This window comes from Serratia sp. BNK-12 (assembly GCF_047456085.1).
GTDB classification, from domain to species: Bacteria; Pseudomonadota; Gammaproteobacteria; order Enterobacterales; family Enterobacteriaceae; genus Serratia; species Serratia liquefaciens.
On sequence record NZ_CP179896.1, the window covers coordinates 2,217,860 to 2,232,182 of the forward strand.

Annotated in this window: 10 protein-coding genes; 8 read left to right on the forward strand and 2 right to left on the reverse strand. The window is 51.0% G+C overall.

Annotation, left to right across the window (positions count from 1 at the left end; genetic code table 11):
* The first annotated feature begins 34 nt into the window (after positions 1 to 34).
* Complete coding sequence (locus tag ACMGG1_RS10235) at positions 35 to 1,378, forward strand: UDP-glucose dehydrogenase family protein (RefSeq protein WP_061069108.1); 1,344 nt, start codon at positions 35 to 37, stop codon at positions 1,376 to 1,378.
* Positions 1,379 to 1,387: 9 nt separating this feature from the next.
* Positions 1,388 to 2,398 (forward strand): NAD-dependent epimerase, encoded by a 1,011-nt coding sequence (locus ACMGG1_RS10240; protein ID WP_128864688.1) that lies wholly within the window; start codon positions 1,388 to 1,390, stop codon positions 2,396 to 2,398.
* 206 nt (positions 2,399 to 2,604) lie between these two features.
* On the opposite strand, the gene hns is transcribed toward ACMGG1_RS10240, so the two are convergent.
* Entirely contained in the window at positions 2,605 to 3,012 is a 408-nt protein-coding gene (gene hns / locus ACMGG1_RS10245) for a histone-like nucleoid-structuring protein H-NS (protein WP_006321188.1), read from the reverse strand.
* A gap of 701 nt (positions 3,013 to 3,713) precedes the next feature.
* On the opposite strand from hns, the gene ACMGG1_RS10250 reads away from it, so the two are divergent.
* Positions 3,714 to 4,298: a thymidine kinase gene (locus tag ACMGG1_RS10250; RefSeq protein ID WP_122079517.1), complete on the forward strand. Its 585-nt coding sequence runs from the start codon at positions 3,714 to 3,716 to the stop codon at positions 4,296 to 4,298.
* Positions 4,299 to 4,432: 134 nt separating this feature from the next.
* On the opposite strand, the gene adhE is transcribed toward ACMGG1_RS10250, so the two are convergent.
* Positions 4,433 to 7,105, reverse strand: coding sequence for a bifunctional acetaldehyde-CoA/alcohol dehydrogenase (gene adhE / locus ACMGG1_RS10255; RefSeq protein WP_020827189.1), 2,673 nt, complete (start codon positions 7,103 to 7,105; stop codon positions 4,433 to 4,435).
* Between the two features lie 524 nt (positions 7,106 to 7,629).
* On the opposite strand from adhE, the gene ACMGG1_RS10260 reads away from it, so the two are divergent.
* The 5 genes from ACMGG1_RS10260 (at position 7,630) to oppC (ending at position 14,319) form a co-directional block, all read left to right on the forward strand.
* Positions 7,630 to 8,274, forward strand: a complete 645-nt coding sequence (locus tag ACMGG1_RS10260; protein WP_020827188.1) for a YchE family NAAT transporter — start codon at positions 7,630 to 7,632, stop codon at positions 8,272 to 8,274.
* Positions 8,275 to 8,965: 691 nt separating this feature from the next.
* Positions 8,966 to 10,603, forward strand: a complete 1,638-nt coding sequence (locus tag ACMGG1_RS10265; RefSeq protein ID WP_410528762.1) for an ABC transporter substrate-binding protein — start codon at positions 8,966 to 8,968, stop codon at positions 10,601 to 10,603.
* Between the two features lie 151 nt (positions 10,604 to 10,754).
* The gene (gene oppA, locus ACMGG1_RS10270; RefSeq protein ID WP_020827186.1) at positions 10,755 to 12,392 is read left to right on the forward strand and encodes an oligopeptide ABC transporter substrate-binding protein OppA; all 1,638 of its coding nucleotides are present in this window, start codon (positions 10,755 to 10,757) and stop codon (positions 12,390 to 12,392) included.
* An 83-nt stretch (positions 12,393 to 12,475) separates the two neighbouring features.
* Positions 12,476 to 13,396 carry an oligopeptide ABC transporter permease OppB gene (gene oppB, locus ACMGG1_RS10275; RefSeq protein ID WP_020827185.1) on the forward strand — a complete coding sequence of 307 codons (921 nt, stop codon included), beginning with the start codon at positions 12,476 to 12,478 and terminating at the stop codon, positions 13,394 to 13,396.
* A 14-nt stretch (positions 13,397 to 13,410) separates the two neighbouring features.
* The gene (gene oppC / locus ACMGG1_RS10280; protein WP_020827184.1) at positions 13,411 to 14,319 is read left to right on the forward strand and encodes an oligopeptide ABC transporter permease OppC; all 909 of its coding nucleotides are present in this window, start codon (positions 13,411 to 13,413) and stop codon (positions 14,317 to 14,319) included.
* Positions 14,320 to 14,323 lie beyond the last annotated feature (4 nt).

Genomic DNA, 14,323 nt, shown 5'->3' on the forward strand with positions numbered 1-14,323 from the left:
CTTTCGTCTTAATTTGAAAAACTAGGATTTTCCCATGAAAGTAACAGTTTTTGGTATTGGCTATGTTGGCCTGGTGCAGGCTGCGGTGTTGGCTGAAGTCGGCCATGACGTTATGTGTATTGATATAGACGAACGTAAAGTCGAAAACCTGAAGAAAGGGAATATCCCTATTTTTGAGCCAGGCTTAACGCCATTGGTTCAGCAGAACTATGAAGCCGGCCGCCTGCATTTTACCACCGATGCCAAGGCTGGGGTGGCGCATGGTGCCATTCAATTTATCGCGGTGGGAACACCGCCGGATGAAGACGGTTCTGCCGATTTGAAATACGTGACTGCCGTTGCGCGCACCATCGCGGAGCACATGACCGAACACAAAGTGGTGATCGACAAATCTACCGTGCCGGTCGGCACCGCAGATAAAGTCCGCCAGGTGATGGAAGAAACCCTGCAAAAACGTGGCAGCAAAGTGCCTTTCGATGTGGTTTCCAACCCAGAGTTCCTGAAGGAAGGGGCAGCGGTAGCAGACTGCATGCGTCCTGAGCGCATCGTAATCGGTACCGATAACAAAGATGTGATCGAGCCTATTCGTGAACTGTACGAGCCGTTTAACCGCAATCACGATCGCATGATCATGATGGATATTCGCAGTGCCGAGTTGACTAAATATGCCGCCAACTGCATGCTGGCGACCAAAATCAGCTTTATGAACGAAATGTCCAACCTGGCCGAAATGCTGGGGGCGGATATTGAGAAAGTACGCCAGGGTATCGGTTCAGACTCCCGTATCGGTTATCACTTTATCTATCCAGGCTGCGGCTACGGCGGCTCCTGTTTCCCGAAAGACGTTCAGGCGCTGATCCGCACTGCGGAACATATTGGCTACCAGCCAAAACTGTTGCAGGCCGTAGAGCAGGTTAACTACCAGCAGAAGTATAAGCTGACCAAATTTATCAAGCAGCATTTCGGTGATGACCTGAAAGGCAAAACCTTTGCGCTATGGGGCTTGGCATTCAAACCGAATACCGACGATATGCGCGAAGCCTCCAGCCGGGTGCTGATGGAGCAACTGTGGGAAGCGGGCGCTATCGTTCAGGCTTACGATCCTGAAGCGATGAATGAAGTGCAACGTATTTACGGTCAACGTGACGATCTGAAGCTGGTAGGGACCAAAGAAGCGGCGCTGCATGGGGCTGATGCGTTGGTTATCTGTACTGAGTGGCAGAATTTCCGTGCGCCGGACTTCGATGTGATTAAGGGTGCGCTGAAGCAGCCGGTGATCTTTGATGGTCGCAACCTGTTTGATCCAGAGCGTCTGGAAAGCCGAGGCTTCACTTATTATGCGATTGGTCGCGGTGCGTCCATTCAGCCGGTTATTTAAGGGTTAACTATGAAATTCCTGGTTACGGGCGCGGCCGGTTTTGTCGGTTTTCACGTTGCTGAGCGGCTATTAGCTGCGGGGCATCAGGTTGTCGGTATCGATAACCTGAATGATTATTACGATGTGGGCCTGAAAATGGCCCGTCTTGAGCTGCTGGCGGATAAGCCAGCTTTCCAGTTTATTAAGCTGGATTTGGCCGATCGAGAGGGGATGGCGCAGTTATTCGCAGAACACCAGTTCCAGCGAGTGATCCATCTGGGTGCGCAAGCTGGCGTGCGCTATTCGCTGGAGAATCCACTGGCGTATGCGGACGCAAATCTCATCGGGCATTTAAACGTGCTGGAAGGCTGCCGACACAATAAGGTCGAACATCTGTTATATGCTTCGTCCAGCTCGGTATATGGCCTGAATCGTAAGCTGCCGTTTGCGACTGAAGATTCGGTCGATCACCCTGTATCATTGTATGCGGCAACCAAGAAAGCCAATGAGTTGATGTCGCACAGCTATTCTCACCTGTATGGTCTCCCAACCACCGGCCTGCGTTTCTTTACCGTCTATGGCCCGTGGGGGCGTCCAGATATGGCGCTGTTCAAATTCACCAAGGCCATATTGGCGGGTGACAGTATCGATGTATATAACCACGGTGAGATGCACCGTGACTTTACCTACATCGACGATATTGCCGAGTCTATTGTCCGCTTGCAGGCGGTTATTCCTCAGCCAAATGCTGACTGGACGGTAGAGCAGGGATCGCCGGCGACCAGTTCTGCCCCATACCATGTTTATAATATCGGCAATAGCAGCCCGGTGAAGCTGATGAAATATATCAGTGCACTGGAACAGGCGTTAGGGATTGAAGCGCGTAAAAATATGCTGCCTATGCAACCTGGCGACGTGTTAGATACCAGTGCCGATACCGCCGAGCTCTATCGCGTGATTGGATTTAAACCGGAAACCAGCGTTGAAGAAGGCGTGAAACGCTTTGTTGAATGGTATAAATCATTTTATAAAGCTCAGTAATTGAGCAGTGCGTTAATGCTATAAGGGGCTCAGGCCCCTTTTTTTATGCTTTGGAAAAATGAAAGGCTCTGCCGTTAGCTGGCGGATAAATGGGGCTGTCCATTAGGATAATTACGCAAAGCCCAGTGGGGGCTCTAAGAAACCTGAAAATAAGCATAACAAAAAGGCTCCCTTGGGAGCCTTTTTAACATGTGACTGGAATGCTATTACAGCAGGAAATCGTCCAGAGATTTACCTTGCTCTTCGATAGCTTTCTTAATCACTGCTGGGGTACGGCCCTGGCCAGTCCAGGTTTTCAGTTCACCGTTTTCGTCTTTATATTGGTATTTAGCTGGACGTGCTGCACGTTTCGCTTTACCTGCGGCTTTAGTTGCAGCCATAGTTTGCAGCAGTTCATTTGGATCAATACCGTCAGCAATCAGCATTTCACGATATTGCTGCAGTTTACGGGTACGTTCTTCAACTTCTGCTTGAGCCTGGCTGTCTTCTTCGCGACGTTCGTTCACAACAACTTCCAGTTTTTCAAGCATCTCTTCCAGCGTTTCCAGGCTGCATTCTCTTGCCTGAGCGCGGAGAGTACGGATGTTGTTCAAAATCTTTAATGCTTCGCTCATTGTCCTAGTCTCAAATTATATTGGTGGGGGGCGTCTGGATAATAATAGAGTGCTCTTTTCTTTTCTGCAATAGCCAAATTGAAAGGAACGCTCAAATTTACCTTTTAAAAGACCTAACCAGAACTCTCTGGCTAATATAAGCGGGGGAGATAAGTATTACAACCTCCCTTTTTAAGTCAAATTTTCTACAGCAGCGCTATGTTTGCTGCGCCACAAAGGCATTCATGGCTAAGTTATAATTGTGTTTTATATCAATATAACTCTGAATTCTGTGGGTTAAATCACGAGTTTTAGTCTGCCAACACTGTAAACAATAGGGGTATATCAGTAAAGGTAACGTCAAGAACTGTACCCGGTCTGTTTTATGTCATTAAATACTCAGGCGCGGCGTCTGGAGGGGTTAATAGATTTAATCTTACGCGCTGGCACCTGTTGCAGGGCCGCTTCACGGCATTGGCATAACCATTAATGTTGGGCGCTAATCATTAGTAGTAATTAAATGTGATGACGGACAGAAACCATCCTGTAAATAGATGTAAAAGCGCTATGGTAGCAGAACGGAATGTTTCATTTGAAAGTCGACTATTCGTCTGGCCCGGATATTGATTAATCCCGAGGTGTAAGCCGGTTGTCGCCTTATGGTACACTTGGCTGCTGAATCAACCGCTGAATATTTCTTATACCATTGGAGTAGCGGGCCCATGGCTCAACTTTATTTTTATTACTCTGCTATGAATGCAGGGAAATCTACCGCGTTGCTGCAATCTTCATATAATTATCAAGAACGTGGTATGCGTACGCTGGTGTTTACCGCCGAAATAGATCACCGTTTTGGCGTGGGTAAGGTGAGCTCGCGGATCGGCCTGTCTTCCCAGGCACAGCTGTATAATAATGACTCTATGCTTTTTACGATGATTGCGCAGGAACATCAGCAGCAACCTGTGCACTGCGTTTTGCTTGATGAAAGCCAGTTCCTGACGAAACAGCAGGTCGAGCAATTGTGCGATGTTGTCGATCAGTTGGATATTCCGGTGCTGTGTTACGGTTTGCGTACCGACTTCCTGGGGGAACTGTTTATTGGCAGTCAATATCTGCTGGCCTGGGCAGACAAGTTGGTGGAGCTGAAAACCATTTGCCACTGCGGGCGCAAGGCGAATATGGTGCTGCGACTTGATGAGAGCGGGAAGGCGATGCATGCCGGTGAACAGGTGGTGATTGGCGGTAACGAAAGCTACGTCTCCGTCTGCCGCAAACATTACAAAGAAGCGATACAGGCATTGGAATAGCCTCCAGCGTGCAACAGAGAGCCTTGCAGCTCGTTTTGACGCTATTGCGTAGACACTACCGGATTGATGAATAATATCACCGCATAAAAAAACCGCCTTTCGGCGGTTTTTTGTTGGCTCAACTCAATGAACCGTTATTTTTTGGTCTTCTTTACCGTCTTGGCGACAACCGGTGCGGCCAGAACCTCTTCATCAACCGCTTCGCTGAATTTACGGCCGTAGAAGGTATCCAGCATGATTTGCTTAAGTTCAGCAATCAGCGGATAACGAGGGTTAGCGCCGGTACATTGGTCATCAAAGGCGTCTTCAGACAGCTTGTCTACTTTCGCCAGGAAATCGGCTTCGAGCACGCCGGCTTCGCGGATTGAAGCAGGGATGCCCAGTTCGGCCTTGATTTCGTCCAGCCAGGTCAGCAGCTTCTCGATTTTCTGTGCGGTACGGTCGCCCGGTGCGCTCAGGCCCAGATGGTCAGCGATTTCAGCGTAGCGGCGACGCGCTTGTGGGCGGTCGTACTGGCTGAAAGCCGTTTGCTTAGTTGGGTTGTCGTTCGCGTTATAGCGAATGACGTTGGAAATCAGCATGGCGTTGGCCAAACCGTGTGGGATGTGGAACTCGGAGCCCAGTTTGTGGGCCATTGAGTGGCAAACCCCGAGGAAGGCGTTGGCGAACGCGATACCGGCGATGGTCGCAGCATTGTGCACGCGCTCACGGGCTACCGGGTTCTTGGCACCTTCTTTATAGCTGGTTGGCAGATACTCTTTCAGCAGTTTCAACGCTTGCAGCGCCTGACCGTCGGAGTATTCGTTCGCCAGGACTGAAACATAAGCTTCCAGCGCGTGAGTTACCGCATCCAAGCCACCGAAGGCGCACAGGGATTTCGGCATGTTCATGACCAGGTTGGCGTCAACAATCGCCATGTCTGGTGTCAATGCATAATCCGCCAGAGGATATTTCTGGCCGGTTACGTCGTCGGTCACTACTGCAAACGGCGTAACTTCTGAACCGGTACCTGAGGTGGTGGTGACGGCAATCATTTTTGCCTTCACGCCCATTTTCGGGAACTTGTAGATGCGTTTACGGATATCCATAAAGCGCAGCGCCAGGTCTTCGAAGTGGGTTTCAGGGTGTTCGTACAGCACCCACATGATCTTCGCAGCATCCATCGGTGAACCGCCGCCCAGCGCGATGATCACGTCTGGCTTGAAGGAGTTCATCTGTTCAGCGCCTTTACGCACGATGGACAGCGTTGGATCCGCTTCAACTTCAAAGAATACTTCTGTTTCAATGCCGTGCGATTTCAGAACGGAGGTAATCTGGTCTGCATAGCCGTTGTTGAACAGGTAGCGGTCGGTCACAATGAAGGCGCGTTTTGCCCCGTCGGTCGCTACTTCTTCCAGCGCGATTGGCAGTGAGCCACGGCGGAAGTAGATTGATTTCGGAAGTTTATGCCACAACATGTTTTCTGCTCGCTTCGCTACAGTTTTCTTGTTGATCAGGTGTTTTGGACCGACGTTTTCAGAGATGGAGTTACCGCCCCAGGAACCGCAGCCCAGCGTCAGAGACGGAGCGAGTTTGAAGTTGTACAGGTCACCGATCCCACCCTGAGAAGCAGGGGTGTTGATCAGGATACGCGCGGTTTTCATCTTGTCGCCGAAGAAGGCTACGCGTTCCGGCTGGTTATCCTGGTCGGTGTACAGACAAGAGGTGTGACCGATACCGCCCATGGCGACCAGTTTTTCCGCTTTGCTGACGGCGTCTTCAAAGTCTTTGGCGCGATACATAGCCAGCGTTGGCGACAGTTTTTCGTGAGCGAAAGGTTCTGACTCATCGACCAGCTTCACTTCACCGATCAGCACTTTAGTGCTTGCCGGGACTTTGATGCCTGCCATTTCAGCGATTTTCGGTGCTGACTGACCGACGATAGCCGCATTGAGGCCACCGTTTTTCAGGATGATGTCCTGTACGGCTTTCAGCTCTTTACCCTGCAGCATGTAGCCGCCATGGGAAGCGAAACGTTCGCGCACTGCGTCATAGATGGAGTCAACCACGATGACGGATTGCTCAGAGGCGCAAATCACACCGCTGTCGAAGGTTTTAGACATCAGAATAGAGGCCACGACGCGTTTGATATCCGCCGTTTCGTCAACCACTACCGGGGTATTACCCGCACCCACGCCGATGGCCGGTTTGCCGGAGCTGTAGGCTGCTTTCACCATGCCTGGGCCACCGGTGGCCAGGATCAGGTTGATGTCAGGGTGGTGCATCAGCTGGTTGGAGAGTTCAACGGTAGGTTGATCGATCCAGCCGACGATGTCTTTTGGCGCACCGGCGGCAATCGCTGCCTGCAGCACGATATCAGCCGCTTTGTTGGTGGCGTTCTTCGCACGTGGGTGCGGAGAGAAGATGATGCCGTTACGGGTTTTCAGGCTGATTAACGCTTTGAAAATGGCCGTGGAAGTTGGGTTGGTGGTGGGCACGATACCGCAAATCAGGCCGATAGGCTCGGCGATGGTGATGGTACCGAAAGTATCGTCTTCAGACAGGATACCGCAGGTTTTTTCATCTTTATAGGCGTTATAGATAAACTCTGATGCGAAGTGGTTCTTGATCACTTTATCTTCAACGATACCCATACCGGATTCTTCAACGGCCATTTTAGCCAGAGGAATACGGGCATCGGCAGCGGCGAGGGCAGCAGCGCGGAAAATTTTATCAACTTGCTCTTGAGTGAAGTTGGCATATTCGCGCTGGGCTTTTTTGACACGTGCAACTAGCTCGTTCAGTTCAGCGACATTTGTTACAGCCATAATGCTCTCCTGATAATGTTAAACTCTTTCAGTAAATCAGCCGTGCGAGCAACTAGTATAGACAGATCGGTGGAAAATGCTGTTTTAAAAACAAAGGTTTCCCATCTTTTTGTGCTGCATGTTGCTGATTTGCTTAAAGAGCTTTACCCGATGCCTCAGCAGGAGAAGACAGCGGGCCGAACAGAGATGCCACTTTTTCCTTAACCTGTTCTACTCCCTGACTACGACTAAGAGCTTAACTACTCTTGGGTAGTGATTATGTGATTTAAATCAAAAAAATCGCATGCTGACACCATTCAGCCATGGTTTTTGAGAACCATTCTTAATAACTGCGATGTCAGGCACTTTTTTCAACATAAAAAATCATAAACCGTACATTGCGTTAACAATGGTGATTTGCTTTATCAATACACGCATTAATAGATAAAAATCCTGCTGATGACCAATGGATAACCTGTGGTAATTCCATTACATTAGCGCGCGTAGGCAGTGTCACTTTTAAAGCTATTAAAGCGGAGTCATTTGTGGGCCAATCTCTGTTGGATTTTTCCGGCTACATTAAATTTTTTGTCGGCCTGTTTGCGCTGGTGAACCCGGTGGGCATTTTGCCGGTATTTATCAGCATGACCAGCTACCAGGCAGCTGCCGGGCGCAACAAAACCAACCTGACCGCCAATCTGTCGGTCGCCATTATCCTGTGGACCTCACTATTTTTGGGGGAAGGGATTTTGCGCATGTTCGGCATCTCAATCGATTCCTTCCGCATTGCCGGTGGCATCCTGGTGGTTACCATTGCGATGTCGATGATCAGCGGCAAACTGGGGGAAGACAAACAGAACAAACAGGAAAAATCAGAAAGCGCGATCCGCGAAAGCATTGGCGTCGTGCCGCTGGCATTACCGCTTATGGCCGGGCCGGGTGCGATCAGCTCCACCATCGTTTGGAGTTCCCGCTACCATAGCTGGCAGAACCTGTTGGGCTTTACTCTTGCTATCGCGTTGTTTGCCTTTTGTTGTTGGCTGTTGTTCCGGGCCGCGCCTTTGTTGGTGCGTTTATTGGGGCAAACCGGCATTAACGTCATCACCCGAATCATGGGTTTATTGCTGATGGCTTTGGGTATCGAATTTATCGTTACCGGTATTAAGGCCATATTCCCGGGACTGTTGTAATCCGGCGACGGAGTCGTGAATAGGGCGATTCGCGACTCAAATTAATTTTAAAAATTAAAATCAATTATTGGTTCGCATTAATATAGTGCGCAATATGAATGAATTTTATTCACTTGCACCAGGATGTGGCATAAATCTCAATTTGTTGCTCAATAAAAACGCTAAGCGTTGTTTTTACCCCTTATCCTCCCCAGTTTTTGCCCTTTTTCTGCCTCCTAACATCAAATCCGCTGTTAATTTAATCACATCATTCTGTAGGGCTTGTCTCGCTTTCATCCAGGTGTTATTAGTGATTAACCGCACATAAGCAGGTGTTTGTTCTTTGAACGGCTGGTTTGTTAACTGAATGTTTCTTTGTCTGTTTTGCCAGTTTGCTTCGTGCCGTCAGGATAAGGCTTGCTTTATTTTATCTGATTAAAATCAATTAGTTATGTTGTGCAACTGTCACCCTCGTCCGGGGGGTACAGATCGGGCTTGATGCAATAAAAGAGAATTGCTTAACATTTCTGTAAAAATTATTGGCTATGGAATTTGCCTTCTGCTAATTTCCGAGCAACTTTCTACGCGCAATTAACGCGATTGCGTCGTCAAAGTGGGAATGATTTTTGCTGGTGTCTGTTTATTTAGAATTCTTATAAATACTTCACGAATATCGATAAGCAATGCTTGTTGGTGAAAAGGAGCCTCGACCATGCAGCAAACCCGAAAGCGCACTCCATTGGCTATGTTCATTGCCGGCTTGCTGAGTATCAGCGCCGTATATTCTGCTCAGGCGGCCGACGTTCCGGCCGGAGTGCAATTGGCTCAGCAGCAGAACATTGTAATTAACAACGGCACGGAAGTGGCTTCGTTGGATCCGCATAAGGTCGAGGGGATACCGGAAAGTAATATTATTCTTAACCTGTTGGAAGGGCTGGTCAGCACCGATGCCAATGGGCATGTGGTACCGGCGGCGGCAGCCCAATGGGAAAATCAGGATTTCAAAACCTGGACTTTCCACCTGCGTCCGGACGCGGTGTGGAGCGACGGCTCCCCGGTTACCGCACAGGACTTCGTTTATAGCTGGCAGCGCCTGGCCGATCCGAAAACCGGCTCGCCTTACGCCAGCTATCTGCAGTACGCAAAAATTGAAAATATCGACGACATCCTGACCGGCAAGAAAGGGCCGCAAAGCCTGGGCATTAAAGCCATCGATGATAAAACGCTGCAGGTCACGCTGAGCGAACCGGTGCCTTACTTCATTAGCATGCTGAGCCACACCTCGCTGAAGCCGGTAAAACGTTCGGTGATCGAGAAGTTTGGCGAGAAATGGACGCTACCGGCGAACTATGTCGGCAATGGAGCCTATCGCTTGAAAGAGTGGGTGGTGAATGAGCGTATTGTGCTTGAACGCAGCCCGAGCTATTGGAACAACAAGAAAACGGTGATCGATAAGGCGACGTTCTTGCCGATCGCCTCCGAGGTCAGTGACGTTAACCGCTTCCGCAGTGGTGAAATTGATATCACCAACAGCGCCATCCCGCCGAACCTGTTCGCGAAGATGAAGAAAGAGATCCCTGAGCAATTGCACGTTAACCCTTATCTGTGCACCTTTTATTACGAGATTAACAACCAGCGTGCGCCCTTTACCGATCCGCGAGTGCGCGCTGCCGTGAAACTTACGCTGGACCGCGACATTATCGCCAACAAAATCATGGGCCAGGGGCAGATCCCGGCGTTCAGTTTCACCCCAACCTTTACTGAGGGCGCCAAATTCACCGCGCCGGCGTGGGCGAGTTGGAGCCAGGAACAGCGCAATGCCGAGGCCAGGAAGCTGCTGGAGCAAGCCGGTTTCAGCGCCGCCAAACCGCTTAAGTTCACGCTGCTGTACAACACCTCCGACCAAAATAAGCAGCAGGCGATCGCCGCCGCTTCGATGTGGAAGAAAAACCTCGGCGCTGAGGTGACACTGCGCAATCAAGAATGGAAAACCTCGCTTGAAAGCCGCCATCAGGGTCAGTACGACATAGCGCGTGCCACCTGGTGCGGTGACTATAACGAGCCGAGCGCATTCCTCAATCTGGTGCTTTCCAACAGCAGCATCAACACCATTTTTTACAAGAGCCCGGCGTTTGACGCCCTGATGGGCGGCACGCTAAAAGCGCCGGACGAGGCTACACGCGCCGCCCTTTATCAGCAGGCAGAAGCTCAGTTAGATAAAGATTCGGCGTTGATTCCGGTGTATTACCGCGTCAGCGCCCGCCTGATCAGACCGTCGGTGGGGGGCTTTACCGGTAAAGATCCGCTGGACTACACCGATGTGAAAAATCTGTACATCATCAAGCAGTAACGAGGGGTATTACGCCACGCCATCAGCGGTGGAGTAATACAGGGAAGGCCGCCTGCCGTATTCGTTCAGCGGCAGCCGGTATAACAAGGTCCGCTCACGGGCAACGCAGGCTCCACGATGAGCCTGTGATAATAAAAACTGGAGTATACACATGACCAACATCACGAAAAAAACCATCCTTGCGGCCGGCATTATTGCCGCGCTGGGTATCACAGCAACCGGAAGTGCTTTTGCGGCCGACGTGCCGGCGGGCGTGCAACTGGCGGACAAACAAGAGATCGTTAAGAACAACGGTTCGGAAGTGCAATCGCTCGACCCGCATAAAATCGAAGGCGTACCTGAAAACAACGTAACGCGCGATCTGATGGAAGGCCTGGCCAACAACGGCCTGGATGGTTCCATTGTCCCGGGCGTAGCGGAAAGCTGGGATAACAAAGATTTTAAAGTCTGGACCTTCCATCTGCGTAAAGACGCAAAATGGTCGAACGGCAAGCCGGTCACGGCGCAAGATTTCGTGTATAGCTGGCAGCGCGTGGTGGATCCAAAAACCGCATCACCTTATGCCAGCTACCTGCAATATGCCCACGTAGAAAACGTGGATGACGTCATCGCCGGCAAGAAAGATAAGTCTACCCTGGGCGTGAAAGCCATTGATGACCATACCTTCCAGGTGACTCTGACCGAGCCGGTGCCATACCTGGTTGAAATGACGCCGCACTATGCGATGAAGCCCGTATATAAAGAAGCCGTCGAGAAGTTTGGCGAGAAGTGGACCTTACCGGCCAACTACGTCAGCAACGGCGCTTACAAACTGAAAGATTGGGTGGTTAACGAACGTATTGTGCTGGAACGTAACCCGGAATATTGGGATAACGCGAAAACCATCATCAACAAAGTGACCTTCCTGCCAATTTCTTCGGAAGTGACCGACGTTAACCGTTACCGCACCGGCGAAATCGACATGACCTATAACAACATGCCGATCGAACTGTTCCAGAAGTTGAAAAAAGAGATCCCGAAAGAGGTTCACGTAGATCCTTATCTGTGTACCTACTACTACGAAATCAACAACCAGAAAGCGCCATTTACCGACGCACGCGTGCGTGAAGCGCTGAAATTGGGTCTGGATCGCGACATCATCACCAATAAAGTGAAAAACCAGGGCGATCTGCCGGCTTACAGCTTCACACCACCATACACCGACGGCGCCAAACTGACTCCGCCTGAGTGGTTCAGCTGGACGCAAGAAAAACGCAATGAAGTGGCGAAAAAGCTGCTGGCCGATGCAGGCTATGGCCCAGGCAAACCGCTGACCTTCTCCCTGTTGTACAACACTTCAGATCTGCATAAGAAGCTGGCGATTGCCGCAGCCTCCATCTGGAAGAAAAACCTGGGTGTGGATGTGAAGTTGGTGAACCAGGAGTGGAAAACCTTCCTGGATACCCGCCATCAGGGGACCTACGACGTTGCGCGTGCCGGCTGGTGTGCAGACTACAACGAACCTAGCTCGTTCCTGAACATGATGCTGTCTGACAGCAGCAGTAACACCCCGCACTATAAGAGCGCCGAATTCGATAAGCTGATGGCCAATGTGCTGACGGCGAAAACCAAAGAAGAACGTGCCGAGCTGTATCAGAAAGCCGAAGTTCAGCTGGATAAAGATTCTGCCATCGTTCCGGTTTATTACTACGTGAATGCCCGTCTGGTGAAACCTTATGTTGGGGGTTACACCGGTAAAGACCCGCTTGATAACGTATACGATAAAAACCTGTACATCATCAAGCATTGATACGGTAAGTGCCGGCGGTGTTAACCGCCGGCCCATGTTGTGAATAATAAGCCGTTATCAGGCTGCAACACAGGGTTAGGGCAATGCTTAAATTTATATTTCGTCGCTTATTGGAAGCGATCCCGACACTATTTATTCTGATCACCATCTCCTTCTTTATGATGCGCCTGGCGCCCGGCAGCCCATTTACCGGCGAACGCGCGTTGCCGCCGGAAGTGATGGCCAACATCGAAGCCAAATATCATTTGAACGATCCTATCTGGAAACAGTACGGCCATTATCTGGCCCAGCTGTCGCAGGGCGATTTTGGCCCTTCATTCAAATATAAAGATTATTCGGTCAACGATCTGGTGGCTGCTTCATTCCCGGTCTCTGCCAAACTGGGCCTGGCCGCATTTTTGCTGGCGGTGATCCTGGGGGTTAGCGCCGGTGTGGTGGCTGCGCTGAATCAAAATACCAAATGGGACTATACGGTGATGGGTTTTGCCATGACCGGGGTGGTGATCCCCAGTTTCGTGGTGGCGCCGTTACTGGTACTGATCTTCGCCATCACGCTGAAATGGCTGCCGGGTGGGGGCTGGAACGGCGGGGCACCGAAATTTATCATCTTGCCAATGGTGGCGCTGTCGTTGGCCTATATCGCCAGTATCGCCCGTATCACGCGTGGCTCGATGATTGAAGTGCTGCATTCAAACTTTATCCGTACCGCGCGCGCCAAGGGTTTGCCTATGCGCCGCATTATATTGCGCCATGCGTTGAAGCCTGCGTTATTGCCCGTGCTTTCCTATATGGGCCCGGCGTTTGTCGGCATCATCACGGGGTCAATGGTTATCGAAACCATTTACGGCCTGCCGGGTATCGGCCAGCTGTTTGTTAACGGCGCGCTTAACCGCGACTACTCTTTGGTATTGAGTCTGACCATTCTGGTTGGCGCTCTGACTATCCTGTTTAACGCGATCGTGGACGTGCTGTACGCCGTTATCGATCCAAAAATTCGTTATTAAGCTGGAGCACGCAAATGATGTTGACGAAAAAGAACAGCGAGGCTCTGGAGAACTTCAGCGAGAAGCTCGAAGTGGAAGGACGCAGCCTGTGGCAGGATGCCCGTCGCCGCTTTGTGCACAACCGGGCGGCGCTCAGCAGCCTGTTCGTATTGGCTTTGATTACTCTGTTTGTGATTGCGGCGCCGTGGCTGTCGCAGTTTGCCTATGACGATACCGATTGGGCGATGATGTCGGCCGCACCAAGTCTCGAATCGGCGCACTACTTCGGTACGGACTCGTCGGGGCGCGATCTGCTGGTGCGCGTGGCAATTGGCGGGCGTATCTCGCTGATGGTTGGCGTGTCGGCTGCGCTGGTGGCGGTGATTGTTGGCACCCTGTACGGCGCAATGTCGGGTTACCTGGGTGGTAAAATCGACTCGGTGATGATGCGTCTGCTGGAGATCCTCAACTCCTTCCCGTTCATGTTCTTCGTGATCCTGCTGGTGACCTTCTTCGGGCAGAATATCCTGCTGATCTTTGTCGCTATCGGCATGGTGTCGTGGCTGGATATGGCGCGTATCGTGCGTGGCCAAACTCTGAGCCTGAAGCGTAAAGAATTTATCGAAGCGGCGTTGGTGTGTGGGGTTTCGAGCCGCAACATCGTGCTGCGCCATATCGTGCCGAACGTGCTGGGTGTGGTGGTGGTTTACGCCTCACTGCTGGTACCGAGCATGATCTTGTTCGAATCTTTCCTCAGCTTCCTGGGGCTGGGTACGCAAGAGCCGTTAAGCAGCTGGGGTGCATTGCTGAGCGATGGCGCCAACTCGATGGAAGTTTCACCGTGGTTGCTGCTGTTCCCGGCGGGTTTCCTGGTTGTCACTCTGTTTTGTTTCAACTTTATCGGCGATGGCCTGCGTGACGCCCTCGACCCGAAAGATCGTTAAGGAG